24 protein-coding genes and 2 pseudogenes are annotated in these 26,058 nt (G+C 53.8%); 4 read left to right on the forward strand and 22 right to left on the reverse strand.

The window, feature by feature from the left end:
- Positions 1 to 105: 105 nt before the first annotated feature.
- Both CKK19_RS08955 and CKK19_RS08960 read right to left on the reverse strand, forming a co-directional pair.
- The gene (locus CKK19_RS08955; protein WP_063853626.1) at positions 106 to 1,398 is read right to left on the reverse strand and encodes a glycoside hydrolase family 28 protein; all 1,293 of its coding nucleotides are present in this window, start codon (positions 1,396 to 1,398) and stop codon (positions 106 to 108) included.
- 104 nt (positions 1,399 to 1,502) lie between these two features.
- On the reverse strand, positions 1,503 to 2,261 hold the full coding sequence (locus CKK19_RS08960) for a DeoR/GlpR family DNA-binding transcription regulator (RefSeq protein WP_063853627.1): 759 nt from the start codon (positions 2,259 to 2,261) through the stop codon (positions 1,503 to 1,505).
- Positions 2,262 to 2,347: 86 nt separating this feature from the next.
- On the opposite strand from CKK19_RS08960, the gene CKK19_RS08965 reads away from it, so the two are divergent.
- Entirely contained in the window at positions 2,348 to 2,932 is a 585-nt protein-coding gene (locus tag CKK19_RS08965) for an NUDIX domain-containing protein (RefSeq protein WP_022648128.1), read from the forward strand.
- 84 nt (positions 2,933 to 3,016) lie between these two features.
- Positions 3,017 to 3,775, forward strand: a complete 759-nt coding sequence (gene tam, locus CKK19_RS08970) for a trans-aconitate 2-methyltransferase (RefSeq protein ID WP_063853628.1) — start codon at positions 3,017 to 3,019, stop codon at positions 3,773 to 3,775.
- Positions 3,776 to 3,781: 6 nt separating this feature from the next.
- Here tam and CKK19_RS08975 read toward each other — a convergent pair whose 3' ends face one another.
- The 9 genes and pseudogenes from CKK19_RS08975 to CKK19_RS09015 form a co-directional block, all read right to left on the reverse strand.
- Complete coding sequence (locus CKK19_RS08975; RefSeq protein ID WP_063853629.1) at positions 3,782 to 4,972, reverse strand: cytochrome c biogenesis protein/redoxin; 1,191 nt, start codon at positions 4,970 to 4,972, stop codon at positions 3,782 to 3,784.
- Between the two features lie 135 nt (positions 4,973 to 5,107).
- Positions 5,108 to 6,403 carry an ATP-binding protein gene (locus tag CKK19_RS08980; RefSeq protein WP_063853630.1) on the reverse strand — a complete coding sequence of 432 codons (1,296 nt, stop codon included), beginning with the start codon at positions 6,401 to 6,403 and terminating at the stop codon, positions 5,108 to 5,110.
- Complete coding sequence (locus tag CKK19_RS08985) at positions 6,400 to 7,140, reverse strand: response regulator (RefSeq protein ID WP_063853631.1); 741 nt, start codon at positions 7,138 to 7,140, stop codon at positions 6,400 to 6,402. Before CKK19_RS08985 ends, CKK19_RS08980 begins: the two co-directional genes overlap by 4 nt.
- 44 nt (positions 7,141 to 7,184) lie before the next feature.
- On the reverse strand, positions 7,185 to 8,180 hold the full coding sequence (locus CKK19_RS08990; protein WP_063853633.1) for an alpha/beta fold hydrolase: 996 nt from the start codon (positions 8,178 to 8,180) through the stop codon (positions 7,185 to 7,187).
- A gap of 134 nt (positions 8,181 to 8,314) precedes the next feature.
- The gene (locus CKK19_RS08995; protein ID WP_254909581.1) at positions 8,315 to 8,542 is read right to left on the reverse strand and encodes a GNAT family N-acetyltransferase; all 228 of its coding nucleotides are present in this window, start codon (positions 8,540 to 8,542) and stop codon (positions 8,315 to 8,317) included.
- A gap of 11 nt (positions 8,543 to 8,553) precedes the next feature.
- Positions 8,554 to 10,760 (reverse strand): annotated as a pseudogene (locus tag CKK19_RS09000) (peptidase domain-containing ABC transporter).
- Positions 10,760 to 11,623: pseudogene (locus CKK19_RS09005) on the reverse strand (HlyD family secretion protein); the annotation flags it as partial. The pseudogenes CKK19_RS09000 and CKK19_RS09005, both read right to left, overlap by 1 nt.
- Before the next feature lie 8 nt (positions 11,624 to 11,631).
- The gene (locus CKK19_RS09010; RefSeq protein WP_074174395.1) at positions 11,632 to 12,276 is read right to left on the reverse strand and encodes a CPBP family intramembrane glutamic endopeptidase; all 645 of its coding nucleotides are present in this window, start codon (positions 12,274 to 12,276) and stop codon (positions 11,632 to 11,634) included.
- A gap of 497 nt (positions 12,277 to 12,773) precedes the next feature.
- Positions 12,774 to 13,106 carry a hypothetical protein gene (locus tag CKK19_RS09015; RefSeq protein WP_023300105.1) on the reverse strand — a complete coding sequence of 111 codons (333 nt, stop codon included), beginning with the start codon at positions 13,104 to 13,106 and terminating at the stop codon, positions 12,774 to 12,776.
- 443 nt (positions 13,107 to 13,549) lie between these two features.
- Here CKK19_RS09015 and CKK19_RS09020 point away from each other — a divergent pair, with 443 nt between their 5' ends.
- Complete coding sequence (locus CKK19_RS09020; RefSeq protein WP_023300104.1) at positions 13,550 to 14,098, forward strand: GNAT family N-acetyltransferase; 549 nt, start codon at positions 13,550 to 13,552, stop codon at positions 14,096 to 14,098.
- Here the strand turns inward: CKK19_RS09020 and CKK19_RS09025 are convergent.
- From CKK19_RS09025 to sad, 8 genes are all read right to left on the reverse strand, one after another.
- Entirely contained in the window at positions 14,086 to 15,000 is a 915-nt protein-coding gene (locus tag CKK19_RS09025) for a bestrophin family protein (RefSeq protein WP_003857155.1), read from the reverse strand. The two genes, CKK19_RS09020 and CKK19_RS09025, sit on opposite strands and share 13 nt — an antisense overlap.
- A 201-nt stretch (positions 15,001 to 15,201) precedes the next feature.
- Positions 15,202 to 16,653, reverse strand: a complete 1,452-nt coding sequence (locus CKK19_RS09030; protein ID WP_063853634.1) for a tagaturonate reductase — start codon at positions 16,651 to 16,653, stop codon at positions 15,202 to 15,204.
- 116 nt (positions 16,654 to 16,769) lie between these two features.
- Positions 16,770 to 17,297 (reverse strand): GNAT family N-acetyltransferase, encoded by a 528-nt coding sequence (locus tag CKK19_RS09035; protein WP_045622736.1) that lies wholly within the window; start codon positions 17,295 to 17,297, stop codon positions 16,770 to 16,772.
- Positions 17,298 to 17,379: 82 nt separating this feature from the next.
- Positions 17,380 to 18,345, reverse strand: a complete 966-nt coding sequence (locus CKK19_RS09040) for a sensor domain-containing diguanylate cyclase (RefSeq protein WP_022648115.1) — start codon at positions 18,343 to 18,345, stop codon at positions 17,380 to 17,382.
- Positions 18,346 to 18,403: 58 nt separating this feature from the next.
- Positions 18,404 to 18,766: a DUF4186 domain-containing protein gene (locus CKK19_RS09045; protein WP_022648114.1), complete on the reverse strand. Its 363-nt coding sequence runs from the start codon at positions 18,764 to 18,766 to the stop codon at positions 18,404 to 18,406.
- Positions 18,766 to 19,692 carry a glutaminase B gene (glsB, locus tag CKK19_RS09050; protein WP_003857165.1) on the reverse strand — a complete coding sequence of 309 codons (927 nt, stop codon included), beginning with the start codon at positions 19,690 to 19,692 and terminating at the stop codon, positions 18,766 to 18,768. The genes CKK19_RS09045 and glsB overlap by 1 nt, the downstream gene beginning before the upstream one ends.
- 62 nt (positions 19,693 to 19,754) lie before the next feature.
- Positions 19,755 to 21,344 (reverse strand): methyl-accepting chemotaxis protein, encoded by a 1,590-nt coding sequence (locus tag CKK19_RS09055; protein ID WP_063853635.1) that lies wholly within the window; start codon positions 21,342 to 21,344, stop codon positions 19,755 to 19,757.
- A gap of 127 nt (positions 21,345 to 21,471) precedes the next feature.
- Positions 21,472 to 22,854 carry a succinate-semialdehyde dehydrogenase gene (sad, locus tag CKK19_RS09060; RefSeq protein WP_063853636.1) on the reverse strand — a complete coding sequence of 461 codons (1,383 nt, stop codon included), beginning with the start codon at positions 22,852 to 22,854 and terminating at the stop codon, positions 21,472 to 21,474.
- Positions 22,855 to 22,953: 99 nt separating this feature from the next.
- On the opposite strand from sad, the gene ptrR reads away from it, so the two are divergent.
- Complete coding sequence (gene ptrR / locus CKK19_RS09065) at positions 22,954 to 23,832, forward strand: putrescine utilization regulator PtrR (RefSeq protein WP_045622741.1); 879 nt, start codon at positions 22,954 to 22,956, stop codon at positions 23,830 to 23,832.
- Here the strand turns inward: ptrR and CKK19_RS09070 are convergent.
- The 3 genes from CKK19_RS09070 to CKK19_RS09080 form a co-directional block, all read right to left on the reverse strand.
- Positions 23,786 to 24,268 carry a GNAT family N-acetyltransferase gene (locus CKK19_RS09070; protein ID WP_032622224.1) on the reverse strand — a complete coding sequence of 161 codons (483 nt, stop codon included), beginning with the start codon at positions 24,266 to 24,268 and terminating at the stop codon, positions 23,786 to 23,788. The two genes, ptrR and CKK19_RS09070, sit on opposite strands and share 47 nt — an antisense overlap.
- 62 nt (positions 24,269 to 24,330) lie before the next feature.
- Positions 24,331 to 25,143, reverse strand: a complete 813-nt coding sequence (locus CKK19_RS09075) for a PhzF family phenazine biosynthesis protein (RefSeq protein WP_045308107.1) — start codon at positions 25,141 to 25,143, stop codon at positions 24,331 to 24,333.
- Positions 25,144 to 25,165: 22 nt separating this feature from the next.
- Positions 25,166 to 25,954 carry a PhzF family phenazine biosynthesis protein gene (locus CKK19_RS09080; protein ID WP_022648107.1) on the reverse strand — a complete coding sequence of 263 codons (789 nt, stop codon included), beginning with the start codon at positions 25,952 to 25,954 and terminating at the stop codon, positions 25,166 to 25,168.
- Positions 25,955 to 26,058 lie beyond the last annotated feature (104 nt).

The following is a 26,058-nucleotide window of genomic DNA, read 5'->3' on the forward strand; positions in this document are numbered from 1 at the left end:
ATTTTAAACTTGCTTTGACATAGATTGAATACGAGTAAATCCAGCCAGTTCAGACCCATCCTTGTTCTGCTCATTCCGCGCATCATGTACCTCTGTTCTGTGCCATCAACGTTCATAACTGTCGTTACGGTCTTGCGTGATCTCCACGGCAGTCACCTGTACATCCTTAAAGCGCAGCTCATCCACACCAGAAATTTTCCCGAACTCTGACGCGTCAATCAAAATCCCCTCCAGCGTTAACCCGACCACAGGACGCTCCGGATATCCCTCGATGAAAAATGCCCGCGAAAAGCATTTGCTGTCTGATCGACGCGCCGTCATATTTTTAATCGTCAGTCCGCTGACCGCAGTAAGACCGGCTTCGCCCTCAACACCTTCAGCCAGTTTGCGCCAGTGTTCTGGTTTATCAGATAAATTGCTCTGGTCGCCATAGCTATACTGCGGAAACCAGTTCAGCTGGATCAGCACCGGAAAACGCACGTCCGTAAGCCGTAGATTTTGTACGGTGATATCACGGATAAATCCGCCCCGGTTGCGAGCAGATTTAATGCGAAACCCGACACCCGTTCCGTTAAACGCGTTATCTTCTATCAGGACGCGTTCAATGCCACCTGAAGTTTCACTCCCCAGTGTGATCCCGGATCCCTTATTCAGCGTACATCCTCGAATCACTATATCCCGCGCGGCACGAGTTTTTTGCGCCGCTTCGCGTCCTCGTCCTGATTTGATGCAGATATTGTCGTCATTGCAGGACACAATGCAGCGTTCAATCCGCACCTGTTCGCAGGAGTCGACGTCAATCCCGTCGGTGCTCGGCCCCGCAGAATTGCTGATTTGCACGCCCTCAATCGCGATATGGCGCGAATAACAGAGGTGCATGTTCCAGAATCCGGACTCCCGACTGGTAAAATCACGCAGCAGAATGCTCTGGCTTTCAAAGACCAGGATATTGCGCGGGCGCTGAAAGTCATAATCAACAACCCAGCGCAATCCTCTTGCGCTGTAATCGCCGACCATGCCGCTGCGCTCGTCATCGCCCCAGTAGCGTTGCCACCAAATTGCACCCTGCCCGTCTATCGTGCCTGTACCGGTAATGCTGACGTTTTCACAATCGATGATATTAATAATGCCTGCCGGCCAGCGCATATCAATGCCGGCCACCCGGGTATTTATCAGGGGATAATCAGCCAGATCCTGGCTTCCAACGAGCTGTGCGCCAGCGTCCAGGCGAAGTGAAACACCGCTTTTCAGAAACAACGCTCCGGTCAGAAAACGGCCTTGCGGAATAACGATGACATCGTTCTGTTGAGCACTATTTATGGCCTGCTGAATGGCGGATGTTGCCAGGCGTTGCGCGGTTGGGTCAGCGCCATACGCCAGAATGGAGATCGCTTTCATGGCTTTTCCTTAAACAGATGAAAGCCTTAGTCTAGGAATCCGCGTGATGGATAACCTTTGTCTGTTTGACAGCCACGCAGTCAGGCTGGCAAAAAAGCGGATATTTACTGGCTGGCGATCACCGCAACGCCCTTTTCTTTCATAGCGTTGACCCAGCGTTCATCCGTTGTGTTTTCAACAACGAGCGTATTCACCAGCGACAAATCGCCAATCACAAACGCCGAGGCCGTGTTGATCTTTTCCGGTGAAGCCAATACCACCGTTTCCGCCGCTCTGCCGGAAAATGCACGTTTGATGCATGCTTCTTCATAATCTCCGGTGGTCAGCCCGGCCTCAGAATGCACGCCGGTGACACCCATGAAAAACAGATCCGCATGAATATTGTTGATGCCTTCAATAGCGGCCGCGCCGACCGTGACGATGGAGTGTTTATACAAACGACCGCCAATCAGGATCACCTCTATGCACGGATGGTTGACCAGCCCCAATGCAATACCCGGGCTGTGCGTCACCACGGTTACCTGCAAATCTGGCGGCAAGAAGGTAATAAGTTCTGAGGTGGTCGTCCCGCCATCAATGATCACCACCTGCCCCGGTGAAATGAGCTGCGCGCCCCGACGTGCCACGCGTTTTTTTGCATCCATTTTAACGGACTGACGCTCGGCAAAAGGCGCAATCGCTGAAGATGCCGGAAGCGCGCCGCCGTGGACACGCTGCAAACGCCCTTCTGCCGCCAGTTCACGTAGATCCCGGCGGATAGTGTCCTCAGACACCGAGAAAAAGAGGCTGAGCGCAGTTGACTGGACCTGGCCTTCCGCCTCCAGCTTTTCCAGAATCAACTGTTTACGCTGACTTGTGAGCATGAATTATTCCTGATGTTGCACGATAATTATTGTAATTACACGAAAATGCTGTTTATGATGCATACTCTACGAGAGGAGAGCCAAACGTGCAATCAAAACGTGCAGATATACGCATCATCAACAGCGAAACGTTGTCCGACAACTGGTATAACCTGAAAAAATACACTTTTGACCTCCAGCGCAGCGATGGTGACTGGCAGCGGCAAGAGCGTGAAGTGTATGACCGCGGGAATGGCGCGACGATCCTGCTCTATAATCGCGACAGCAAAACAGTCATTCTTACACGTCAGTTTCGTTTCCCTGTGTTTATCAATGGTCACGAAGAGGATCTCATTGAGGCGGCTGCCGGGTTGCTCGATAACCTTGACCCGGAAAGCCGGATTAAGGCCGAAGCGGAAGAGGAAACCGGGTATAAGGTGACGCGCGTAGAGAAAATTTTTGAGGCCTATATGAGCCCGGGCTCCGTTACCGAAAAACTCTACTTCTATCTGGCGGAATATCACCCGCAGGATCGGACCAGCGCGGGCGGCGGCGTTAAAGCAGAGGGGGAAGATATCGACGTGCTGGAAATGACGCTGGACGACGCGCTTCGTGGCATCGAGAATGGCCAGATCGTCGACGGTAAAACCATCATGCTGCTTTATCACGTGGCCCTGAAAGGCATTTTATAATCTCACGTTTATCCGGATACCTGCCCCTGCGCAGGTATTTGCCTGTGCTATTCTTGCTGAACACCTCAACATGGAGATGCGAAAATGGCCGACTGGGATCCTTCTCTATATCTACAATACAGCGAAGAACGCACACGTCCCGCCGCTGAGTTACTGGCCCGGGTGCCGCTTGCTGACATAACCTCTGGCGTGGATTTGGGCTGCGGGCCAGGCAACAGCACCGCGCTGCTGAAACAACGCTGGCCTTCAGCGCAGATAGCCGGTGTGGATAACTCCCCGGCGATGCTGGAGGAAGCCCGACAGGCCCTGCCAGACTGCCACTTTGTTGAATCGGATATCCGTCACTACAAACCTGACCAGCCTCTCAGCCTGATCTACGCCAATGCTTCCCTGCAATGGATCCCGGACCATTACCACCTTCTGCCGCATCTGGTTTCACTGCTCCAGTTAAACGGCGTGCTGGCGATACAAATGCCTGACAACTGGCTTGAGCCGACGCACGCCCTGATGCGTGAAGTTGCCTGGGAACAGGGCTACCCCGATCGTGGCCGCGAGCAGCTGCCGGGTATTCATGCCTACTATGATATTCTGACGGACGCGGGATGCGACGTGGATATCTGGCGCACCACCTACTTTCATCAGATGAGCTCTCATCAGGCGATTATTGACTGGGTCAGCGCGACGGGGTTACGGCCGTGGCTACAGGATCTCAACGAGAGCGAGCAGCAAAACTTTCTGAAACGCTACCTCGAGCTGCTGGAAGAGCAGTATCCGCTCCAGGAGAACGGGCAGATACTGCTGGCTTTTCCGCGCCTGTTTATGGTTGCTCAGCGGGTTCCGTAAGCCGAATCAGGAACGCGCTTCCTTGAGCAAATGCTGAATTACAGCCTCCTGCTTGTCGTAGTTGCCTTCGCCAAACGAGGTGTAACGCAGTTGCCCTTTCGCATCGAAATAGTAATGTGCTGGCCAGTACTGATTACCGAACGCGCTCCAGATTTTGTAGTTATTATCCGTCACTACGCGGTACGGCAACTGCCATTCGTTGATCGCGTTTTTCACCGATGATAACGGCTTTTCCCAGGGGTATTCAGGGGTGTGGACGCCAATCACCACCAGACCTTGTGACTCATATTTCTTCGCCCAGTCTCGAACATGCGGAAGGGTATGCTGGCAGTTGATACAGTCCCAGGTCCAGAAATCGATAAGCACAACTTTCCCCCGCAAGGCCTTAGACGTGACAGGGTCACCGTTTACCCAGCCCGTACCGCCGCTTAATGTCGGTAGCTGGCTGCTCGGCATTGCGTCAGCGATCGGTCGCAGTTTCACCTGCGTGGAGGTTGGTTGCGCAAGGCTCAAGAGAGCGTTTTCCAGCTGGTCGGTAATACCGCTGGCGCCTTTCAGGACCGACGTCATTCCTGAGGCGTTGAAAGCCACGGCGGCTAACATCATCACCCCTGCGCCCTGACGCAGACGCTCCATCAATGCGGATTTGGCTCTCAGAGGGGTTATCAGCTTACGGCCCCCCGCGACAAGCAGCCCCAGCATCAACGCGCACCCACTGCCGTAAGCGGCTAACAGCGCTCCGGTTGCGATGGCCGAGTGGCCAGTAATGTTAATGCCGAAGATCGCCCCGAGAATCGGTCCTGCACAGGGGGACCACAGAAGTCCAACGGCCAGCCCTGTCAGAAAAGCCGAAAACATGCCGTGTCGCTGAACGCTGTGGGTGTTAAGAACGTTCCCCGCACTGACCGCCGGGCTGGCAATGCGCTGAGCGAACTGCGGGAAGATCAGGGCCAGGGCGGCAATGCTCAGTACCAGCAGCGCAATCCAGCGACCGATAACGGTGGCGTCAGCGATCCAGTCACTGGCAACCGTTACTACCATCGCCACAAACGTGAACATCACTATCATTCCCGCCAGAAGCGCCAGAATGTGTTTGCGCTGCCCCTGAAAGCCGGCGAACAGCAGAGGAATAACGGGAAGCGTGCACGGACTGAGCAGGCTAATCATGCCGCCTAAAAAAGCGATTATCAGAAACATAACGACCTCACGATACAGTTGCTGCGAAGGTGCAGTGAGGTCATTTCACCCTGCGAATGTGTTCAGGCCGTGTGCAAAAAACTGAATTTTGTCTGCCTTCGTATCCGCACGGCGCGCAGATACACAGGCGTACAATTAAACGCGCGGAAGAGTCACGCTTACGGCCAGCCCGCCCTCTGCCCGGTTTGCAAGATGCAATTTCCCGTCAAGCTGGGCGGTGAGCTGCGCGGCAATGGCGAGGCCTAACCCGGTGCCGCCCGTTTCGCGGTTGCGCGACGTTTCAACCCGGTAGAACGGCTGTAACACCGCCCCCAGTTCTGCCTCCGGGATGCCGGGGCCGTTATCCATAATGCGGATCGCTACCTGCCTTTCATCTTCATCAATCTCTATTACCGCGCTATGGCCAAACTTGAGCGCATTATCCAGCAGATTGGTCATTACCCGGCGCAATGCCTGGGGGCGGGTGACGATCGGCAGACGTGTACTGCGTGCATGAAACTGCACGTTTTTACCAATGTCCTGATAATCACTGGCGATGCTGTTAACCCACGCGTTTAGCTCCAGCTTAAGCGTGGTCTCTTTCAGTGATTCTGATGACCGGGCATAGGCAATACCTTCTCGTACCAGGAGCGACATATTATCCAGGTCGCTCAACAACTTATCATGGAGTTCGGGCTGATCCGCCATTTCGACCCGCAGCTTCATACGCGTGATGGGCGTCTGAAGATCGTGAGAAATGGACGCCAGAATCTGCGCGCGTTCACGCAGATAAGTTTGTATCCGCGACTGCATCTCATTAAAAGCCTGCGCCGCCTGTCGCACCTCAACCGGACCTTTTTCAGTCATAGGAGAATGGGCCGCAGGATCGAGGGAATCAACCGCGCGCGTGAATTGCAGGAAAGGCCGGACAACCTGGCGCACGGCAATCCAGGAGCAGAGCGCGACAAGTAACAACTGAAGAACCAGCACCACGGGTAACCAGCTGGCGACTGGCGGCATGCGCGGGATCAGATCGATAGTGAGCGGTGCGCCGTCGCGGAGCGTCAGATGGGCCTGAATGTGGGAAACAGGCCCCGGCACTGCCGTAAACTGGAGCGGATATTGAACTGAAAGCGTCTCTTTCAGGGTGCGAATCGCATCCCGCGAGCGCTTGTCCGTTGGCGCAGCGCCTGCCTCGCCGGGACCAAGGATATAACGATAATTACCGCGACCGAGCCGTTCCAGCCACTCTGGCCGCTCTTTGGCCGGAAGCCGGTCGAGAATGGCCACGCTGGTCGCCACGTCATTCTCAAGATTGCCCAGCATAACCGTGCGCGCGCTGTGCATTCGCTCAACCATGACCAGCGTCAGGCTGAGCGCGTTAGCCAGCAAGAGTCCAAGCAGCACAATGATCAGCAGCCGGGCCAGTAAGGTGCGGGGCCACAGCGTCATTCATTGGCCTCGATGATGGTCACCGGCATAGTAAAAACGTAGCCTTCGCTGCGAACGGTTTTAATGTAGGCTGGCGAGCGGGCATCTTCATTCAGGCGCTGTCGCACGCGGCTCACCAGGAGATCAATCGAACGCTCAAACAGCTCGGCATCACGTCCCTGCGTCAGGTTCAGCAGTTGATCGCGGGTCAGCACCCGTTGAGGATGATCGAGAAATACGCGCAAAAGGCGATATTCCGCCCCGCTGAGCGCCACAACCATCCCCTCGTTATCAATCAGATGACGCGCCACGGTATCCAGCTGCCATTCCCCGAACACCACCAGGCGCCCTGCCTCGGTCACCTGAAGATTAGGCGGCATAGTACGAAAACGACGCAGGATAGCTTTGATACGCGCCAGCAGTTCGCGGGCCACAAACGGTTTCACCACGTAATCGTCGGCGCCCATCTCCAGCCCCAGGATCCGGTCCGTGTCCTCGTTGCGCGCGGTGAGCATCAGGATCGGCAGATCCTTATGCCTGCTGCTGCGCAGCTGCCGACACAGCGTCAGGCCATCATCGCCGGGCATCATCACGTCCAGCACCACCAGGTCGATATGCTGTTTGTCGAGCACTGCGCGCATCTCTTTTCCGTTCGCCGCGCCAGAGGCGTGGTAGCCGGATTTCACGAGGTAATCGACAATCAGTTCACGAATATCCCTGTCGTCATCGACGACAAGGATGTGATCAATATGCTCCACCGCAGGCTCCTGATTAAGAGGTAACGGATTGAAAATAGCACATATCAGAGCTTATCCGCGTCGACAACGGCGTTAACAAAGTCCTGCGGATCTTCCTGCGGCGGGTTGTGGCCAACCGTTGCGCCGAAAGTACGGTGCTCATATTTTCCGGTGAATTTCCCCGCATAGGCGGCGGGTGCAGGATGTGGTGCCCCGTTGTTACCGCCCTCGATGGTGATGGTCGGCACCGTAATGTTCGGCAGCGTAGCCAGCTTTTGTTCGTAGGCGTCATATTTCTGCTCACCCTTCTCCAGCCCCAGACGCCAGCGGTAATTACTGAGCGTGACGGCAACGTGGTCCGGATTATCGAGGGACCTGGCGCTCGCATTGAAGGTGGCATCGCTGAATTTCCAGTCAGGCGAAGCCTGGGACCAAATCAACCGGGCAAAATCGTGCGTATTTTTAGCATAGCCTTCCGCACCGCGCGGCGTGGCGAAATAGAACTGATACCACCACTGAACCTCTGCCTTCGGCGGTAAAGGCTGTTTGCCAATCGCCTGGCTGCTGATCAGGTAGCCACTTACCGAGACCAGCGATTTCACCCGTTCCGGCCAGAGCGCCGCAACGATATCCGCCGTACGCGCCCCCCAGTCATAACCGGCAAACACCGCCTGTTTGATATTCAGGGCGTCCATCAGGTAGACGATGTCTTTCGCCATTGCCGAAGGCTGGCCGTTTCGCGGCGTTTTATCAGAAATAAAGCGCGTGGTGCCGTACCCGCGCAGGGATGGCACAATGACACGATACCCCTTCGCGGCCAGCGCGGGGGCAACTTCCGCGTAGCTGTGAATATCGTACGGCCAGCCATGCAGCAGGATCACTGGTTGCCCGTCTTTCGGCCCGATATCGACATAACCGACGTTCAGATCGCCGGCGTTAATTTGTTTTACCTGGTTAAAAGCCGACGAGTAATCCTTACCCGTCGCTTCTGCCTGGCAGGACATCACAGTGCCAAGTGATACGGTCAGGGCGACGGCTGAGTATGCTAGTTTATTAAACATGATGTTATCTCCGGGTAAGTTCAGTTGACGGAGATATAACACCATGCGTTTGTATAAAGGATGTGTGCGGATGCGGTTTTATTGCATACCTGTGTATGTATCACAGACGCAGATACAGTGTGATACAAACCCGGTTAAGGGGTGATTCGGTACCGGACGTAATCGTCGGCTTCACCATAGTGGTCATACAGCTTACGCGCCGGATTGTGCATGCGGGTTACCCAGTAGAGTTTTGACCACCCTTCCCGCTTACCCTCATCGATCAGGGCGTCGATAAGCGCTTTACCCGCCCCTGCGCCACGTTCGGCAGCGTCAACAAATAGATCTTCCAGATAGGGGTAAGTTTGGATATCGAAAATTATGTACGTTAAGGTTAATTTTTTGCCATCACGTCATTAGTATATTCACAAACAGACTCGCCATTATTGACTGTATGCTGGAGATTCAGCTCCGTTAAGTAGCCGTCTGCCAGATACAAAACCCGGTCTGCAGAGGCTATGGTTTCCGGGCGATGGGCTATCAGCAGAACAGGAAGCCCCAGTTGACGTAAGGTCTGGCTTATCCGGATTTCACTCTCAACATCAAGGTGGCTGGTCGCTTCATCCAGTAACAGGAATCCCGGTTTCTTGTACAACGCCCTTGCCAGCAGAATGCGTTGTTTTTGTCCTCCGGAAAGCCCTCCGCCGGTTTCACCAATCAGCGTCTGATACCCCATCGGCATTGCCATAACATCGCTGTCGATAAGTGCCAGTCTTGCGCACTGGATCATTCGTTCATAATTTCGGTCATCACTGAAAAAACAATGTTATCTGCTACAGAACCTTTGAAAAGATGGTCATCCTGCAGTACGGTACCGATACGCTGACGAACCTGAAAATAATCCGGATGCGTATGCAATATGCCAAATGCCCTGATCCTGCCCTCATCAGGGATGTGGATCCCAAGGATAAGCTTCACCAGTGTCGTTTTCCCGCATCCGGATTTACCTGTAATGGCAACGACTTCTCCGGGATTGAGTGTCAGCGACACCCCGCCGATTATCGGATGTTCCCCTCCCTTGTGGCTGAAGATGATGTGCTCAAGTACTAGAGGAGCATGAGCATATTCATCCATCTCCCTGCGGGATACAGAAGGAATGTGCGAAGCGTTGTTATGCTCACGAAAAGGCTGTTGCTGAAGGCCTTCTGTCGGGGTCAGTACAATATCAGCCAGTCGTTCGTTGTAAACATCGAGCATACGCCAGGAAAAAAACTTATCAGTCAGGCTACTGATACTGGAAGAAAAACGCGTCTGATAGGATAAATAAGCAACCAGCATGCCGACGGTGAAGGTACCATTCAATACCTCCCCGGCGCCTTTCCACAAAATGATTGCTGATACCACGCTGCCGGTAAGAGTGTGAGCAATGTCATAGCACATCAGCAGACGGCTCTGACGCAACTGCGTATTTCTGCGGGCAACGTTGAGATTCAGCCAGGCGGCCTCACGATGTGCCGTCACACCGTTAATTCTCAGGCTGAGGATCCCGTTGAGTGTTTCAAGAAAATGCCCGGACTCCTTGGCACCTGCATCCCAGGCATCTTCTGCCGACTGTCGAAGGGACGGATACCACAGTGCCCTCAACACACCATAGAAAATGGCTGCAATTACGGCGATCAATGTCATTTCAGGACTGTACAGCAGCATCATGCAAAGCGCAGTCACCACGAGCAACACATCCAGAATACCTTCCAGCACTTGCGTAGTCAGCGCCTGCTGGATGGTATCTACCGCCTCAAAACGAGCATTAATACTCCCCTTACTGCGTGCATCAAACCAGGCCAGAGGAAGATGGACCAGATGATGGAAAACCCGTGCTGTCCACTGCATGTTAAAATTGACGGACAGTGTAATACTCGCCCACTGGCGGGCCAGTGACAGCAGCATCTGGGTCAGTGACATCAGCAGAAGCGCAATAATAATGACGGTCAACAAACTCTGGTCGGCAGCCACCAGGACTTCATCAATCACCAGCTGGTTGAGAAGCGGGCTTCCCAGTGTCAGGATTTCGAGTGCCACGGCAAAAACGATAATTCGCGACATTGCCGACAACAGACCCGGTGTTTTACCTGTCAGTTGGCGCAGATGGATTTTTTTCCTTTCATCCCGAGCGGTAAAATCACTGGCTGGCATCAGCTCCAGCGCGACGCCGGTGAAATGTTTTCCAGCATCCTGTAGGGAGAGCGTTACTTTTCCCTTTTCCGGATCATGAATAACCAGCCTGCTTCCGCGAACTTTATGTAGCACAACAAAATGATTCATGTTCCAGTGGAGAATACACGGGAGAGAAAGGGATCTTAGGTCCTCAAGCTCCAGCCGAACTGCCCGGCTGGATAATCCGATACCGGCCGCACATTCAGTCAGTCTCTGCAGGGTCATCCCTTGTGAGCTGATACTGAAACGTTCGCGCAGTGTGGGTAAGTCTGTTTGCAGACCATGCCAGCAGGCCATCATGACCAGGCATGCCAGACCACATTCCGCTGACTCTGTCTGTCGGGTGAGAGGAAGCTGTTTTCTCCCGGTCCATTTGAGTGTATCCATCACAGCTTTCCTTTCAGGCTCCAGAGCGGCTCAGTCAGCCACTCCCACAAATTGCGGGTATCCAGGCTGACATCCCCCTCAAGAACCATGCCGGGGCGCAGGGCTTCCTGTTTCCCATAAGCCAGAATAAAAGTATTTTCAGGTTCAACGATGACGCGGTAATGACCTTCATTCTCCTTCCAGGTCACAGGAGATACGGAGAGTAAATCAGAAGATGTCAGCGTTGTATGGCTTATTTCACGGATAGTCCCGTACTGCACACCAAACTTCTGATAGGGGAAGGCAGAGAACCGCAGGGCAACACGCTGCCCCGCCTGAATAAAGCCAGCATTCTGACTGGTAGCATAGAGTTCTATCTGCAAACGGGCATTGTCGGGAATGAGGGTCATGACAGGTTCAGATGCCCTGACAGACTGTCCCTGTCTGACCAGCACGGCAGCAACGGTTCCGGATACCGGTGAAGTCAGCGTGAAATTTTCCTTACCTGCCAGTTCGTCCTGCTGTTGCCTGATAACCTGCAACTGCCTGTCCATTTCAGCCTTCCGGCTTTCACCCTGAACGATGAGATGGTCAAGGTCGTCTTTAGCAGCCTCCATCGCGGTGTGCAGTTGCAGAAGCCCCTGACGCTGATCCTCAACGTTTTGCTGTGACGTTGAAACGTCAATCTGCTTCTGCTGGTATTCGATATCTGATACGTAATGCGTATCAGCAAGTTTCTTATAGCGCTCCATAACAGACACGGCCAGCGCAGCCTGATGCACGGCAAGTGACAGACGCTTTTCTGCACTTTTAACCTGAGGTTTCAGGGAAACTATTCGCTGTTGTATGGCATGCTGCTGCTGACTGTTGTCACGCAATTCCCAAATACCCTTCAAAAATTTAACGACAAAACAAAAGCATTCATGCACGAATGAATTATAATAGGATAAAAAAACCCTCTGCTTCTTATTCTAACTATTAATAGCAATATTGACACCAAAAAAAGAATGGATTGATCTAAAATGTTATAATATTGTCCATGCATCAGACAAAAAGACAATGAAGTCAATATGCATGGGATAATATACTTTTTATTAAAAATTGAGTGGAAAACACCGAAGATACAGCCCCTGTATATAATCTCCTCATAATATGGGACTACGAAGGTGGCTATTATAAATGCTATAAAACTAATATGGGAAGGTCCATAATGATATAAATTATCCCTGTAAAGATAAACATTATACTGAACCAGCAAAATGACAAACAACACAACAATAGAAAATTTTATTGAAGTTAAATCTCTACTTGGGCGTAATTTAAAACCATCCAACTTCCTAAAGTAAAAAATATACAAGAAAAATGCAATTGAAAATTCCGCAATAAACAATAAGAAAAATGACACATCGAGAGTAAGATAGCGGAGGGTTATGGATGGCGATAACGTAATTATTATTGAGATAACAGACGCAATAAAAAGAACAATTACGTTTTTCTTACTATAAATGAATGGATAGACATGCCTAAAGATTATCATGTTCAACCTATTATTAATTCATATTTTATATAAGAATCAACAAATATGGTTATGATATCGTAATCATTTTTTGATATCATGCACTTTAACTTCAGTGAACATTTGTAATGATTCCATTCTGCAACACAACAATTTTTATCGGAGTGTACTTTATTTACTTTTAAACCTATTCATCAAGTTAACGCCCCATCGAGTTACTGCTATTAATACAATCAACGCAATAAGAAACCTTGATATAATCCCTGGCCGTGATACTTCGTCAAACTCAAGAACTTCAGCGTATTTCAAAAGGGTAAATGCGATAATGAAAAAAAATAAGTAAATTAGGAAATTTAAAAATTGTTTCATGCTTAACCCGATACTTGTGATTACATTAACTTTATCAAAAATAATAGTTCATCATGACTACTTCGAATAATCATTAAATATCGAAACACCTAGAATAACATTCAGTTATAATGAGCTTTTAAATTATTATCACACACAACTCAAATTACTTACCAACGGCATTGTCCGGGGCCGTTGTAATTATTACTTTTATCTTTACTACCACGATCTGAAAAACTATCTTTTGTGCACTGGCCAGCTATAGCTCCACCAATTACCCCAGCGGTCATACCCACTGGCCCCCCAGGAGAGCCGGCGATTAGACCACCGATGATTCCTGCGCCGCATGAGTCAACGCCCTTGTAAATAGAGCCATTGTTTCCTTTTGAATTACCAGATTTAGAGCTGGTGTTACGACTACCGGCACCTTCATAATTACCGCTTCCATTGCCGCCACTTACTAATGCTATCTCATTAAGGCTTAATGCTCTTATATTCGACATAAATCATCTCCATTTAATTTAGTTTTGCATTTTGTGCTAAAAAAATATCTTACATTACTTAATGTAAAGAAAGTGTATTTATGTAAGCAAATGTAAATAAGCTATTGAACTTCGTAAACCGTAGCTCCATTTGGGAGCAGTTCAGCTCCTGCATGGGCAGGCCTATAACACGAAATCGACCTGGAGGTACGGTAATGTTCAGGCATCTTTTCTGACGTCCAGCGCGCAATCACTTCTGCGTCGTAACAGATTTTACAGCCATGGCGCATCGCTTCGTTACGGACGTGCCAGAGTGTTTCGGCTTCTTCGGGCCTGGCTTTTCTTGGCATTACATACTCCTTTATGGATAAATCTGAATAACAAAAGCACGACCAACTGGAATGTGATATTGATGAATTTCAGAACCCAAACAAATGATAACGCTCAAATATGGAGATCACCGGATGACGATACCCACGCTTACGACAGAACGCTTATTACTTAAACCCCTTGTTGCCGCCGATGCCGTCCAGATCCAGCAACGCTATCCGCGCTGGGAAATTGTCCGCTATATGGTGGCTTCAGTCCCCTGGCCCTACCCGGAAAACGGTGCAGAAAATTATGTTAACAACGTTGCACTGCCCGACATGGCCAAAGGGATTGCGTGGTTCTGGACGATTCGCCGTCGCGAAGCGCCTGACGAACTGATGGGGTTGATTTGCCTGTATGACGTGGAGGACAACAACAGGGGGTTCTGGCTCGCGCCGGAATTTCAGGGCCAGGGATATATGCGTGAGGCGAGTATCGCGGCAACGGATTACTGGTTCAATACGCTTAACAAAGCGGTGTTACGCGCGCCGAAAGCGGCGGCCAACAGCCGCTCCCGACGTATTTCAGACAGCAGCGGCATGCGACTCATCAGGACAGAGAAGAAAGCCTATGTCAGCGGTCTGCTGGATTCGGAGCTGTGGGAAATCACCCGCGACGAGTGGAATGCCCGTCAGGTCAGCTGATAATGCTTATCCGGCATTAGCCTTTCAGGGATGTTCTCTTCATCGTTCATCTGCAACAGATCGCGCTCCATCATGTTGCAGATGGCGTCCAGAGGCAGATCGTTATCTTCCGTCCCAAACGGATCTTCCAGCTCTTCCGCCAGCGTATCAAGCGAGATAAAAGTGTAGGAAATCAGCGCAGAGACAAAGGGCGTCATGTAATGCAGATCAACAACCAGCGCAAACGGCAGCATGATGCAGAACAAATACACCGTCCGGTGCAGGATCAGCGTATAGGCAAACGGGACTGGCGTATTGGCGATACGCTCACAGCCTGCCAGCACGATGGACATATCGTTCAGGCGGTTGTTGAGGCTGTGAAACAGGATGTCTGAAAGGTGCCCGCTGCGCCGCCGTACGGCCAGCCACTCCCCCATGATCAGCAGGATACGGTTCGCCGGCGAGTTGGCATCCATCACTTTGCGTAAATCGTCTGGAGCCAGATAGCGGGACAGCTGATCGGCATTGGTTTCTCTGCGCAGTGTCATACGCAGACAGTTAGCAAACGCGATTTGCAGGCGTACAAACTCTCCAAGATGTTTATCATCCGGCAAGGTGTTTTTTACCTCGCGAAACAGCGAGCGCGCCGCTATCATCAACTGCCCCCAAAGCAGACGCGCCTCAACGTAGCGCGAATAACAGGCGTTATTGCGAAATCCCAGGAAGATGGCGATAGCCACGCCCAGAATGCTGAACGGCGCGACGGTAAAGCGGATACCCAGCGAGGTGTACCACGGCAGCATGACAATCACGGCGATGGAAAGCAGGAAGTTAAGCAGCAGTCGGGTATAAATTTTGGGAAGTACCGAACCATGCCAGACAAAAATCAGTTGCAGCCAGTGCTGTTGAGGACGAACAATCATAATCAGCTTCAGAAAAGTAAAGAGCGCGGCTATTAAACGTGATCCTCATCACGGTTGCAAGCATGTTAATAGTTCATTGCAATTTCTGACCTGTTAAGCCCTCACCGCACGGTGCTGCCTGTGCTTTTTAAAAAAAAGATGTATAGTATGTTGTAACTAACACTGATCTGTAAAAAACCCGGCAAACGCCGGGCATTATGATTAGCAGAGCGGTTTCACCGCCTCGCGCATGCCTTTGCTTAAAATTGCATCCAGATCCTGCGCAACCTGGTCTACCAGTCCGTTCACCAGAGTGAGATCCTGTTCCCAGTGCTCGCTCACGCTTAACACCGACGATACCAGTTCACGGGTAGTGACTTGTTTGTCGTGATGTTGCGTCCACAGCTGCTGGTAACGTTCAAGCCAGTGCGCATCGTCCTGCACCGGATAGCGCTCACCGTTGCGCTCGGCACGGTAAAATGCAATCAGCGCCGCCAGGGCAAAGGTCAGACGTGCTGGCAGTTCACCGGTCGCCTTCTGCCCTGCCAGCAGTTGCGGCAGAATGCGGGTGCGGTACTTGGTCATCCCGTTCAGTGCAATCGACAGCAGCTGATGCTTAATGTACGGATTACGAAAACGCCCCGTTACGGCACTGGCGAAGGAGTGCAGCTCATCGCGCGGCAGATCCAGGACCGGAATAATCTCTTCATAAATAGCCTTCTCTACGAACGCGCAAATCTCCCCGTCGTTCATGGCTTCCCCTACCGTATCCAGCCCGGCCTGAAAAGCGACCGGAACCAGCGCCGTGTGTGCGCCGTTGAGGATCGCCACCTTACGCTCTTTATAAGGCTTGATATCGTCAACAATCAGGACGTTGAGCGGGTATTTATCCAGGCGCAATTCAGCTGAAAGTGATTTTGGCCCCTGAATAACAAACAGGTAGAAATGTTCTGCCGTGTCGAGGAAGCTGTCGTGATAGCCCAGCCCGGCTTCCAGCTCTGCCACCTCATCACGCGGATAGCCGGTAACAATGCGGTCAACCAGCGTCGAGCAGAAGGTGTTAGCGTTATTCAGCCACGCAATGAATGCCGCTGGCAGCGCCCACTCCTGTGCATAGCGCAGCACCAGTTCACGCAGGGTATCGCCGTTGTAGTCGATAAGCTCACAAGGAATGATGATCCAGCCTTTATCCGCAGCCCCGTTAAAGTGGGTAAAGCGTTCGAACAGCAGACGCGTCAGTTTGGCCGGATAGCTGACAGCTGGCGCATCGTCAAACTTATCGCCCGCGTGATAGCCGATCCCCGCCTCCGTGGTATTGGAGAAGACAAACCGCATCTCTGGGTTATGGGCGAGTTTCAGGAATTCATCGTACTGGCTGTAGACGCTGATTTCACGATTCACGGAACGAATAAGACGCGCATCGCTTACCGCTTCCCCCTCCTCATTCAGACCACGAATAATCGTGGTATACAGACCATCCTGGGTGCTCAGCGACGGCGGAAAATCACTCTGGATCGGCCGCACAATCACCACACCTGCATTGAGATCGGTATGCTCGTTTAAGAGGTCGATTTGCCAGTCAACGAAAGCACGGAGGAAGTTACCTTCGCCAAACTGGATGATACGTTCAGGGTAGCGCGCACCGGGGAAATCACGACGGTTGAGTGTGTTCACAATGGAGGTCCTTTATGATTAGTCATACAGCCTGATAAGATTGGTGTGATAACTTATCAAAACTTCAGGACCAGAACCCCTGTCTGGATCAACTCAGGACGCGATGGTGAAAAATATCAAATAAATTTATAGAACACCGAGGTCGCCGTCATGTCCCCGTTCGGCATCAGGGCGTAGCGTGGGATCTCCCCCGCCTTTTGCCAGCCCGCTCTCTGATAAAACGTCTCCGCGCCGCTGCCGGTCGAGGTATCAAGCACCAGCACCGTAAGCGCTTTTTCACGCGCAACCGCCTCCAGGGCTTCCATCAGCGCCATTGCCGCACCTTTACGGCGCGCCTTCTCATGTACCAGAAGTTTCGCGACATCTGCGCGGTGCGGCTGGTTTTCCGGCTGGTCGGTGATCAGCTGGACCGTGCCAACCAGCCCCTGCTCCGCGTCAAAACAGCCCAGGACGGTACGCTCGTCGCGCCCGACGCTGTCTGCGACGCCGAGCCAGAAGGTTTGGGCTTTCTCGGGAGAAAAAGGCAGCATAAAGCTGACGGAGGCGCCGCCGTTTACACAGTTGACGAGGATATCGCTCAGGGCATCAATGTGGGTGAGGATGTCCTGTCGGGAGAGAGGTTTAATCAGCATGGGAGAGTTCATTGCGCGTCCTTAGGTTGAATCTCTCCACTTTGCTATTAACATTTTTGTTACGCAATAAGCGATGACATAGGATTTCGTTATGTCATTTTTCGCCGTGATGTTGCCGCTTCATGGCGTACATTTGCGCATCCGCGTGTTTTAACCATGCCTGCATATCGTTGCGGTGATGATCGAACTCGCTCAGCCCCCAGGAGAACTGTAACGACCAGGGATGCAGCTGACGCGCGTTATACTTCTCCGTTTGTTCGACAAGATACTGCATGGCGATCCAGGCGCCAGGCTCATCGGTATCCGCAAACAGCACCGCGAACTCATCTCCCCCGAAACGCACCAGCATATCGGCCTCGCGGAATGAGGAGCGCATCAGGGCGGCCATCGCTTTCAGGGCCTTGTCGCCCTCCTGATGCCCGAAGCGATCGTTAATGGTTTTGAAATGGTCCAGATCCAGCCAGCCAAGCGTTAACGGTTCTGCCCTACGCTGCGAAACCGACAGTGCAAACTGCGCAAACTGGTTAAACCCGCGTCGGTTAAACAGGCCCGTGAGTTCATCGGTCGTGGCGGCGCTAACGGCTGCAAATTCATCTTCTGCCAGCGCGCTGAGATCGGCCAGTACGGCGGAATCCGCCGCGGTAAACTCACGCGGTGCGTAATCAATGAGACACAACGATCCTACGCACGCCCCGTCACGTAAACGCAGCGGGAAACCGGCATAAAAGCGCACGCCCGGATCTCCCGCCACCTGCGGATTATCCGCAAAGCGTTCGTCCAGCAGCGTGTCAGCCACCACCAGCGGCGCGTCACCCAGGATCGTATGACCACAAAACGAGAGATCGCGAGGCTGGCTGGCGAGTGCCCGGCCGTCGGCAGATTTCACGATCGCAGCGTGGTCATCCACCAGCGTAATCATCGCCAGCGGCACCCTGAAAAAGCGTGTTGCCAGCCGCGTGAGACGATCAAACGCGGGATAATTGTCGATCTCAAGCAGACCGGACTCGCGCAGCGCATTCATGCGCTCCGTTTCATTCACGGGAATTAGAGGTGCTTTCATGACGTCTCCTGACGCTGAGCATTAGTAAAAGCGTAGCTTAAACAGAGACATTGTCAGTTCAGGAGGCACGATTTACCTCAATGACCAGCCAATGATGGATCACGTTGACGATATACTGTTGCTGCTGCGCACTCAGCGGCACGCCCTGCGGGATAGCATGCCACTTAGCCAGACAGCCCCGGCAGCAGGTTGCCGTGGCATGCTGGGCAATAAAAACCGGATGGCCGCGCATCGGCGTCTGCTTACCGTCATTCACCGGGTGTGCAGGCGCCAGCCGCGCGGCGACAAAATCAGCGGCATGCTTATCGATAGTGTCCGCGCCCTTATCCCAGCAGTATTGCCGCTCTTTCATCCCTAAATGAAATCGTGAACGAAACGTGGAGCGAGCCAGGCGCGTGAACAGAGGATCTAACGTGGACATCAGTATACGGACCGTCCAAGGCGTTTGGTCAGCTGTTCCAGCGCCGCGACGCCCGCCAGTGAGTTGCCGGTCTCGTCCAGTTCCGGGCTCCAGACGGCAATCGCCATCTCGTGCGGAACAATGGCCACAACGCCGCCGCCAACGCCGGATTTAGCCGGCAGCCCCACGCGCCAGGCAAACTCCCCGGCGTTTTGATACATTCCGCTGGTTGCCATTAAGGCGTTGATCTGCCGGGCCTGCATCGGGGAGACAACGTCCTCGCCCAGATGCGGGGCATGGCCCTGATGCGCCAGAAACAGAAAAGTCTGCGCCAGTTCAACGCAGTTCATCTTCAGCGCGCAGTAATGAAAATAGTTTTGCAGCACCGTGGCGACATCATTATGAAAGTTGCCGAAGGACTTCATCAGCCAGGCGATGGCGGCGTTACGTGCAGAGTGTTCAAACTCAGAGCGCGCTACCACCGGATCGTAGGCGATGTCCTGCACGCCGGAAAGCTGCCGCACAATCTGGAGCATACGCTGGCGCGGCGCGCTCAGACGGCTTTGCAGCATATCGCACACCACCAGCGCCCCGGCGTTGATAAACGGGTTGCGCGGCTTACCCTGTTCGATTTCAAGCTGGAGAAGGGAGTTGAAGGGCTGACCGGAGGGATCTTTGCCCACCCGCTGCCAGATCTCCTGCTCGTCATACTGGCGCATGGCGGCAACGAGGCTAAGCACTTTTGAGATCGACTGAATTGAAAAGCGCTCCAGTGCATCTCCCGCCTGAAAACGCTGCCCGTCGACAGTACAAATGGCGATGCCGAGCTTATTACCGCTGATCGAGGCCAGCGCGGGAATGTAATCGGCAACCTTACCCTGCCCCAGTAACGGACGAACCTGCGCCAGAATCTCGTCCAGCATCTCATTATGGATGACCGCAGCCACACTTTGCTCCTTGCCCTCAGGCTAAAACGGGCTGCGAGTATAACAGAGGCTTATACGTCACGTCAGGCAGGGAGACGAAAACGCGAGACGGCCTGCAACAAAAGATCTGACTCCCGATGCAGGCGCTCAGAGGCATTCGACGCTTCGCTAACCAGCACATCTGTCTGACGCGATACCTGATTCAGCGCCTGAAGTTGGCGCGTCATCTGATGAATGCTTTCCCCCTGATTTAGAGTGGCCAGCGAAATATCATTGAGCAGGCTACTCAGATTGGCCACCAGCCCGGTGACCTGCTGGAGATTTTCTTCCAGACGGTTTACCACCTGAGAACCTTCTTCAATGCCCTGTAGCGAGTGGTTAATTAGCGACTGAATGGTTTGCGTAGAGTGACTGCTTTTTCTGGCCAGCAGCCCCACTTCACGGGCGACCACCGCGAACCCGCGCCCCTGTTCTCCCGCATGGGCGGCTTCAATGGCAGCGTTGAGGGCCAGAATATTGGTCTGAAACGCCACGCTGTCGATCATGGCGACGATCCCACGCATCTCTGAGGATCGGTCGACGATCGTCTGCATCGAGCCATTCACCGCTGTCATCATTTGCTCCCCGCTGACGGCAGCCTGTCGGGCTTCATCCGCGCGCGAGCGGGCGAGTTTTGCATAACCCGTGTTCCCCTCAACGTGGGTTTCGAGATCAGCGATATGCGCGGTCACTTCCTCCAGCTCTTTGGCCTGTCGCGTGGACTGCTGATAAAGCTTCTGGTTCCCCTGCGCAAGTGACCCGATATTTTCGACCATAGAGGTCGTGGCCTCGCTGACCTGAGTCACCAGTTGCTGGAGCCCGCGCTGCATGGCGGTAATACTGCCGCTGAGCTGGCTGATTTCACGGTTAAAACGCACAACGTCAGGGGGTATTCCCGACAAATCCCCTGCCGCAAGCTGGTTAATATGGACAATCAGACGGCGTAGCGGGGATATCACCCATTTCGCCATTGCAAACCAGACGGCAATGGCAATAGCCAGCAGCACCAGCGGCGCAAACAGGAACAGCCGTTGCAGGCCTGAGAGTTGTTCCATGAGCGACTGACGCCCCTGTATCGCCTGCTTCTCACTCCGTTGCTGATAACGTGCAAAGTTGTCATTAAAATCGGTCTGAAACGCCTGGGCGGGTACGGCGAAAAAGAGGTCGATGCTGTTGGTTTTCACCAGCCCTTCCGCCTGCTCGCTAATGGCACCGAAGAACAGCTGATAGCTATTAACAAGCCCCTCGTCCTGCGGAGGATTAAGCGCGAGCCAGGCTTGCCATGCCTGCTGAGACGCCGCCAGGGATTTTTGCGCCTCGTCCATCAGGCTATGCCAGCTCCCTTCCGAACCGGTCTCTTTATCCTGCATAAAGTACACCCCGGAGCGGTTGAGCAGATCGCTCGCCGCAAGCAGCGAAATACGCGCCTGATCCAGTCTGCTCTGTTGCTGCCAGGCCAGCTGATTGCGCTGTTCGTTACGCTGGGCTTGATTCAGGGAAGCGGTAAGCAGGAAGGAGGATGAAAGTTGCAGGGCGGAGAAAAGGCCGATAATACAAAAGATGCCGGTCAGCAGGCCAAACTGACGAGGAAAAAAGCGCTGCGCAAGACGACGAAAAATTTGCGTTAGGTTCATAATTTTCTTCTGTAACAATACGTTAGACGCGAGCGAGTCTACGAAACGAAAATGACAGAACCATTGCAAAATAATGACAGGAAACGTGAATTGCCGGGTAGCGGCCTTGCCCTACCCGGCATCAACATTACACGCGATCCTTCCAGACCGTCTGAACGTTACAGAACTCATGCAGACCGAAATGTGAAAGCTCTCGCCCGAAGCCGCTCTTCTTCACTCCGCCAAACGCAACGCGCGCATCGCTTGCGCTGTAGCCATTGATAAAGACTCCGCCGCACTCCAGCTCGCGAGAGAAGGTTTCAGCCAGCGCATCGTTCGCGGTAAAGACCGTCGCTGATAAGCCAAAGTCGCTGTCGTTAGCCAGCTGCAACGCGTGCGACGCATCATTGGCGACGGTAATCGCAGCCACCGGGCCAAACAGCTCCTGACGGAAGGCCGTCATCTGTGGGGTGACGTCGCCGAGTACGGTTGGCGCATAAAAGTTACCGGTCCCGGCAAGCTTCTCGCCGCCGAGCAGCAGGGTCGCCCCTTCCGCCAGCGTTGCCTGTACCTGCTGATGCAGTTCATCGCGAAGATCAAATCGCGCCATCGGGCCAATATAGTTATCTTCCTCATCCGGTGCGCCCATTTTCAGCGCCTTGACCGCGTCAACAAAGCGTTGGGTAAAGGTGTCCGCCACGCCCGCTTCCACAATAAAGCGTTTCGCCGCCGCGCAAACTTGTCCGGTATTCTGATAACGTCCGGCCACGGCCGCGTTGACAGCCAGATCCAGATCGGCATCATTCAGAACGATAAACGGATCGGAGCCGCCCAGCTCCAGCACGCATTTCTTCAGCGCCGCGCCCGCCTGCGCGCCAATTGCCGCACCAGCCCGAACGCTGCCGGTTACAGTCACCGCCGCGATACGCCGATCGTTAATCGCCTGGCTGACGCCGTCATTTGTCGCGTTCACCCAGCCAAAGATCCCCTCCGGGAAACCGGCATCCGCGAACACCTTCCCGATAAGCGCCGCCGAGCCGAGCACATTTGGCGCATGTTTAAGCAGATAGCTGTTCCCTGCCAGCAGGATCGGCACCGCACCGCGCAGCACCTGCCAGAGCGGGAAGTTCCACGGCATCACCGCCAGAATAGGCCCCAGCGGACGGTACTCAATCACCGCATTGTCGACCTGGGTAGATTCCGGGCGCAGCATTGCCGGGCCGTATTCAGCGTACCAGTCGCAAAGGCTGGCGGACTTAGCCACCTCCGCACGCGCCTGCCCAATGGGCTTGCCCATCTCCCGGGAGATAGTCTGCGCCATCTCTTCCGCACGGCTACGCAGCGCCGCACCCAGATCGCGAAGTTTTTGCGCCCGGTGCGCTACGCTTTCGCGTCGCCACTGACGAAAACCGGTATCCGCCTGCGCAATGGCACGTTCAACGTCACCGGACGTTGCCCACGGGTAAGCAGCCAGCGTTTCGCCGGTAGCCGGGTTGACAGAGTAGGCATGGGTAGCAGATGAATACGTCATGAAGTTCTCCATGTAATAACAGTTGATTGATTGTGGCCCACTCTGCTATTTCTTAAAAATGAATAATACTCACCACCTTGTTCACGAATCGAGAATGGTATGGACTTAACACAGCTTGAGATGTTTAACGCCGTCGCACTGACCGGCAGCATTACCCAGGCGGCGCAGAAGGTACACCGGGTGCCGTCAAACCTCACCACCCGCATCCGACAGCTTGAAGCGGATCTCGGCGTGGAGCTGTTTATTCGCGAGAATCAGCGCCTGCGGCTTTCCCCCGCCGGGCACAATTTTTTGCGCTACAGCAAACAGATCCTGGCGCTGGTCGACGAAGCGCGAATGGTCGTCGCCGGGGATGAACCGCAGGGATTATTCTCGCTCGGCGCGCTGGAAAGTACCGCCGCCGTACGCATTCCGGAAAGTCTGGCGCGGTTTAATCAGCGCTATCCGCGCATTCAGTTTGCGTTGTCCACCGGGCCTTCCGGTACGATGATTGACGGTGTGCTTGAGGGGACGCTCAGCGCCGCCTTTGTCGACGGGCCGCTCTCACACCCCGAACTGGAAGGAATGCCGGTTTACCGGGAAGAGATGATGCTGGTCACCCCTGCGGGCCATGCGGAAGTGTCAAAAGCCACGCAGGTGAGCGGTAGCGACGTGTATGCCTTTCGCGCCAACTGTTCCTACCGGCGTCATCTGGAGAGCTGGTTTCATGCTGACCGCGTAACGCCGGGAAGGATCCACGAGATGGAGTCCTACCACGGGATGCTCGCCTGCGTGATTGCCGGGGCAGGCATTGCGCTGATGCCCCGCTCCATGCTGGAGAGTATGCCGGGGCATCATCAGGTGGCGGCGTGGCCGCTGGCGGAAAACTGGCGCTGGCTCACCACCTGGCTGGTGTGGCGACGCGGGGCGATGACCCGCCAGCTTGAGGCGTTTATAGGGCTGCTAAACGAACGTCAGCCACCAGTGTCTTCTCCATAAACAGGCTCAGCGGATCCTCGTTGTAGGGGGCAAACGCGGGGCGCCGTTCGTATCCACACTGTTGATACAGACGAATAGCGGCGTGTTGTTTGATCCCCGTCTCCAGCCGGACGGTGTGGCAGCAGCGGCTGAGGGCTTCATCTTCCAGCGCCGCCAGTAATTTATCACCCAGCCGTTGCCCGCGATGGGTTGGATCAATATAGACCCGTTTCATTTCCCCGGTCCCGTCCCCGTTCAAAACAACAGCGCCACACCCGACGGCGTTAAGCTGAGTGTCACGAATAATCATCAGGATCAGCGAGTCGTCCGGCAGTTCGGTTAAATCCAGCAGATGATTACTTTCCGCGGGATAGAGAACGCTTTGATAACGGTCCAGCGCCGTAATCAGGGCGAGAATATCTGGATGATGGGCGGATTCAGCGGTAATAGAATACATGGCAGGCTCCTTGTCGTTTTCGTTCAACATACCGCCCGCCCTGTATACCGGCGTCATAGTTTTTAATGATGACCGTAATCCTGGAGACGAAGGAAAATTTTCCCCTTCATATACAGCGTGGCCTGGCCGCCAATCAGCACGCGGTCGCCTTTCAGCTCGCAGCGCAGATCCCCGCCGCGCAAGGAGACCTGGCGGGCCGACATCTGCGTTTTTCCAAGCTTTTCGCTCCAGTACGGGATCAGCATGCTGTGCGCTGATCCCGTCACCGGATCCTCCGGTACCCCTTCCCCCGGGCAGAAGAAGCGGCTGACGAAATCATACTCATCCCCCGGCGCCGTAACGCAGACCATTTTCCCCAGCGGGAGCATGGCTGTGATATTAGGCGTCAGCGCCTCTACCTGCCGCTGGCTGTCGAGCACCACCATGTAATCGCGCCCTGCACGCACCTCTTTTGCCGCGTTAATGCCCAGTGCGCTGAATAGCACTGCGGGTGGAGTATCGACAACCTCGGTTGACCACGCCGGGAAATTCAGCGTCAGCCAGTCGCCGCTGCGTTGTACCGTCAGTTCGCCGACAAAGCGCGTGGTGAAGGTGATTTCCGTATGCGGATAATCCAGGTATTCGAAAATAACGTGAGAAGCCGCGAGGGTTGCGTGGCCGCAGAGGTTAATTTCATCCTGCGTGGTAAACCAGCGCAGTTCAAACCCGTTATCCGTTCGGACAAAGAACGCCGTCTCTGACTGATTATGCTGCTTCGCCATCTTCAGCAACGTCTCATCCGGCAGCCACGCTTCCAGCGGACACACCGCCGCCGCATTGCCGCCGAACGCCCTGTCGCTGAAGGCATCCACCAGATAAAAATCAATTTCCTGCATCGTTGGTTCCTCTTAGATTTATTCAGCGCAGAAATACTGTGCCCTTCAGATACAGCGCCGCCTGCCCGCCCATCCGCACGCGGTCGCCTTTCAGTTCGCAGCGTACGTCGCCACCACGGGCAGAAACCTGACGGGCAAACATCTGTGTTTTGCCAAGCTGTTCACTCCAGTAAGGGATCAGCATGGTGTGCGCGGAGCCGGTGACAGGATCTTCCGGCACGGCCACGCCCGGCGAGAAGAAACGACTGACAAAGTCGTATTCCCCTTCGTCCCGGGCGGTGACGGCCACTTTATGCTCCCCCGGCGTCATGGCGGAGAAATCCGGATTAATGGCTTCCACTTGCTCGCGGCTCTCCAGTACCAGCACCCAGGCGCGGCCTTTTCGCGCCTCGACGTAGTGGCTGATACCGAGTGCGGTGAGCATCTCCGGTGGCGGCGTCTGTGCCTGCGTCGGGCAGGCCGGGAAGTCCAGCGTCATCCAGTCACCTTCACGGCTGACGGTCAGGCGACCAGAAGCGGTGTCAAAATGAAGGCGTGAGTCCGGATAATCCAGTTCGTTAAACAGAACATACGCCGCGGCAAGCGTCGCGTGACCACACAGATTAACCTCGGTGAGCGTGGTGAACCAGCGCAGCTCAATCCCCCCTTTGGTGCACACAAAAAACGCGGTTTCCGACTGGTTATGCTGTTGTGCCATCCGCAGTAACGTCTCATCCGGTAGCCACGCGTCGAGCGGGCACACCGCCGCCGGGTTGCCGCCAAAGGAGGACTCGCTGAACGCATCTACCAGATAAAAATCAATCTCCTGCATCGTGTTACCGCCTGTTTTTGTTGTGTAGTTCTTTATCTTCAATGAAAACAACCGCGTTCGCTACCGCTGCATGAAGGTATATTTTGTGATTCACATCACATAAC

The organism is Enterobacter sp. CCUG 70166, assembly GCF_020224095.1.
Lineage (GTDB): Bacteria > Pseudomonadota > Gammaproteobacteria > Enterobacterales > Enterobacteriaceae > Enterobacter > Enterobacter intestinihominis.

Coding starts and splice junctions, on each gene's coding strand:
- CKK19_RS08955 (WP_063853626.1), bottom strand. CDS start 1,398: ATGAAAGCGATCTCCATTCTGGCGTATGGCGCTGACCCAACCGCGCAA.
- CKK19_RS08960 (WP_063853627.1), bottom strand. CDS start 2,261: ATGCTCACAAGTCAGCGTAAACAGTTGATTCTGGAAAAGCTGGAGGCG.
- tam (WP_063853628.1), top strand. CDS start 3,017: ATGGCCGACTGGGATCCTTCTCTATATCTACAATACAGCGAAGAACGC.
- CKK19_RS08975 (WP_063853629.1), bottom strand. CDS start 4,972: ATGTTTCTGATAATCGCTTTTTTAGGCGGCATGATTAGCCTGCTCAGT.
- CKK19_RS08980 (WP_063853630.1), bottom strand. CDS start 6,403: ATGACGCTGTGGCCCCGCACCTTACTGGCCCGGCTGCTGATCATTGTG.
- CKK19_RS08990 (WP_063853633.1), bottom strand. CDS start 8,180: ATGTTTAATAAACTAGCATACTCAGCCGTCGCCCTGACCGTATCACTT.
- CKK19_RS09010 (WP_074174395.1), bottom strand. CDS start 12,276: ATGATAATCTTTAGGCATGTCTATCCATTCATTTATAGTAAGAAAAAC.
- CKK19_RS09015 (WP_023300105.1), bottom strand. CDS start 13,106: ATGTCGAATATAAGAGCATTAAGCCTTAATGAGATAGCATTAGTAAGT.
- CKK19_RS09020 (WP_023300104.1), top strand. CDS start 13,550: ATGACGATACCCACGCTTACGACAGAACGCTTATTACTTAAACCCCTT.
- CKK19_RS09025 (WP_003857155.1), bottom strand. CDS start 15,000: ATGATTGTTCGTCCTCAACAGCACTGGCTGCAACTGATTTTTGTCTGG.
- CKK19_RS09035 (WP_045622736.1), bottom strand. CDS start 17,297: ATGAACTCTCCCATGCTGATTAAACCTCTCTCCCGACAGGACATCCTC.
- CKK19_RS09040 (WP_022648115.1), bottom strand. CDS start 18,345: ATGAAAGCACCTCTAATTCCCGTGAATGAAACGGAGCGCATGAATGCG.
- CKK19_RS09045 (WP_022648114.1), bottom strand. CDS start 18,766: ATGTCCACGTTAGATCCTCTGTTCACGCGCCTGGCTCGCTCCACGTTT.
- CKK19_RS09055 (WP_063853635.1), bottom strand. CDS start 21,344: ATGAACCTAACGCAAATTTTTCGTCGTCTTGCGCAGCGCTTTTTTCCT.
- sad (WP_063853636.1), bottom strand. CDS start 22,854: ATGACGTATTCATCTGCTACCCATGCCTACTCTGTCAACCCGGCTACC.
- ptrR (WP_045622741.1), top strand. CDS start 22,954: ATGGACTTAACACAGCTTGAGATGTTTAACGCCGTCGCACTGACCGGC.
- CKK19_RS09070 (WP_032622224.1), bottom strand. CDS start 24,268: ATGTATTCTATTACCGCTGAATCCGCCCATCATCCAGATATTCTCGCC.
- CKK19_RS09075 (WP_045308107.1), bottom strand. CDS start 25,143: ATGCAGGAAATTGATTTTTATCTGGTGGATGCCTTCAGCGACAGGGCG.
- CKK19_RS09080 (WP_022648107.1), bottom strand. CDS start 25,954: ATGCAGGAGATTGATTTTTATCTGGTAGATGCGTTCAGCGAGTCCTCC.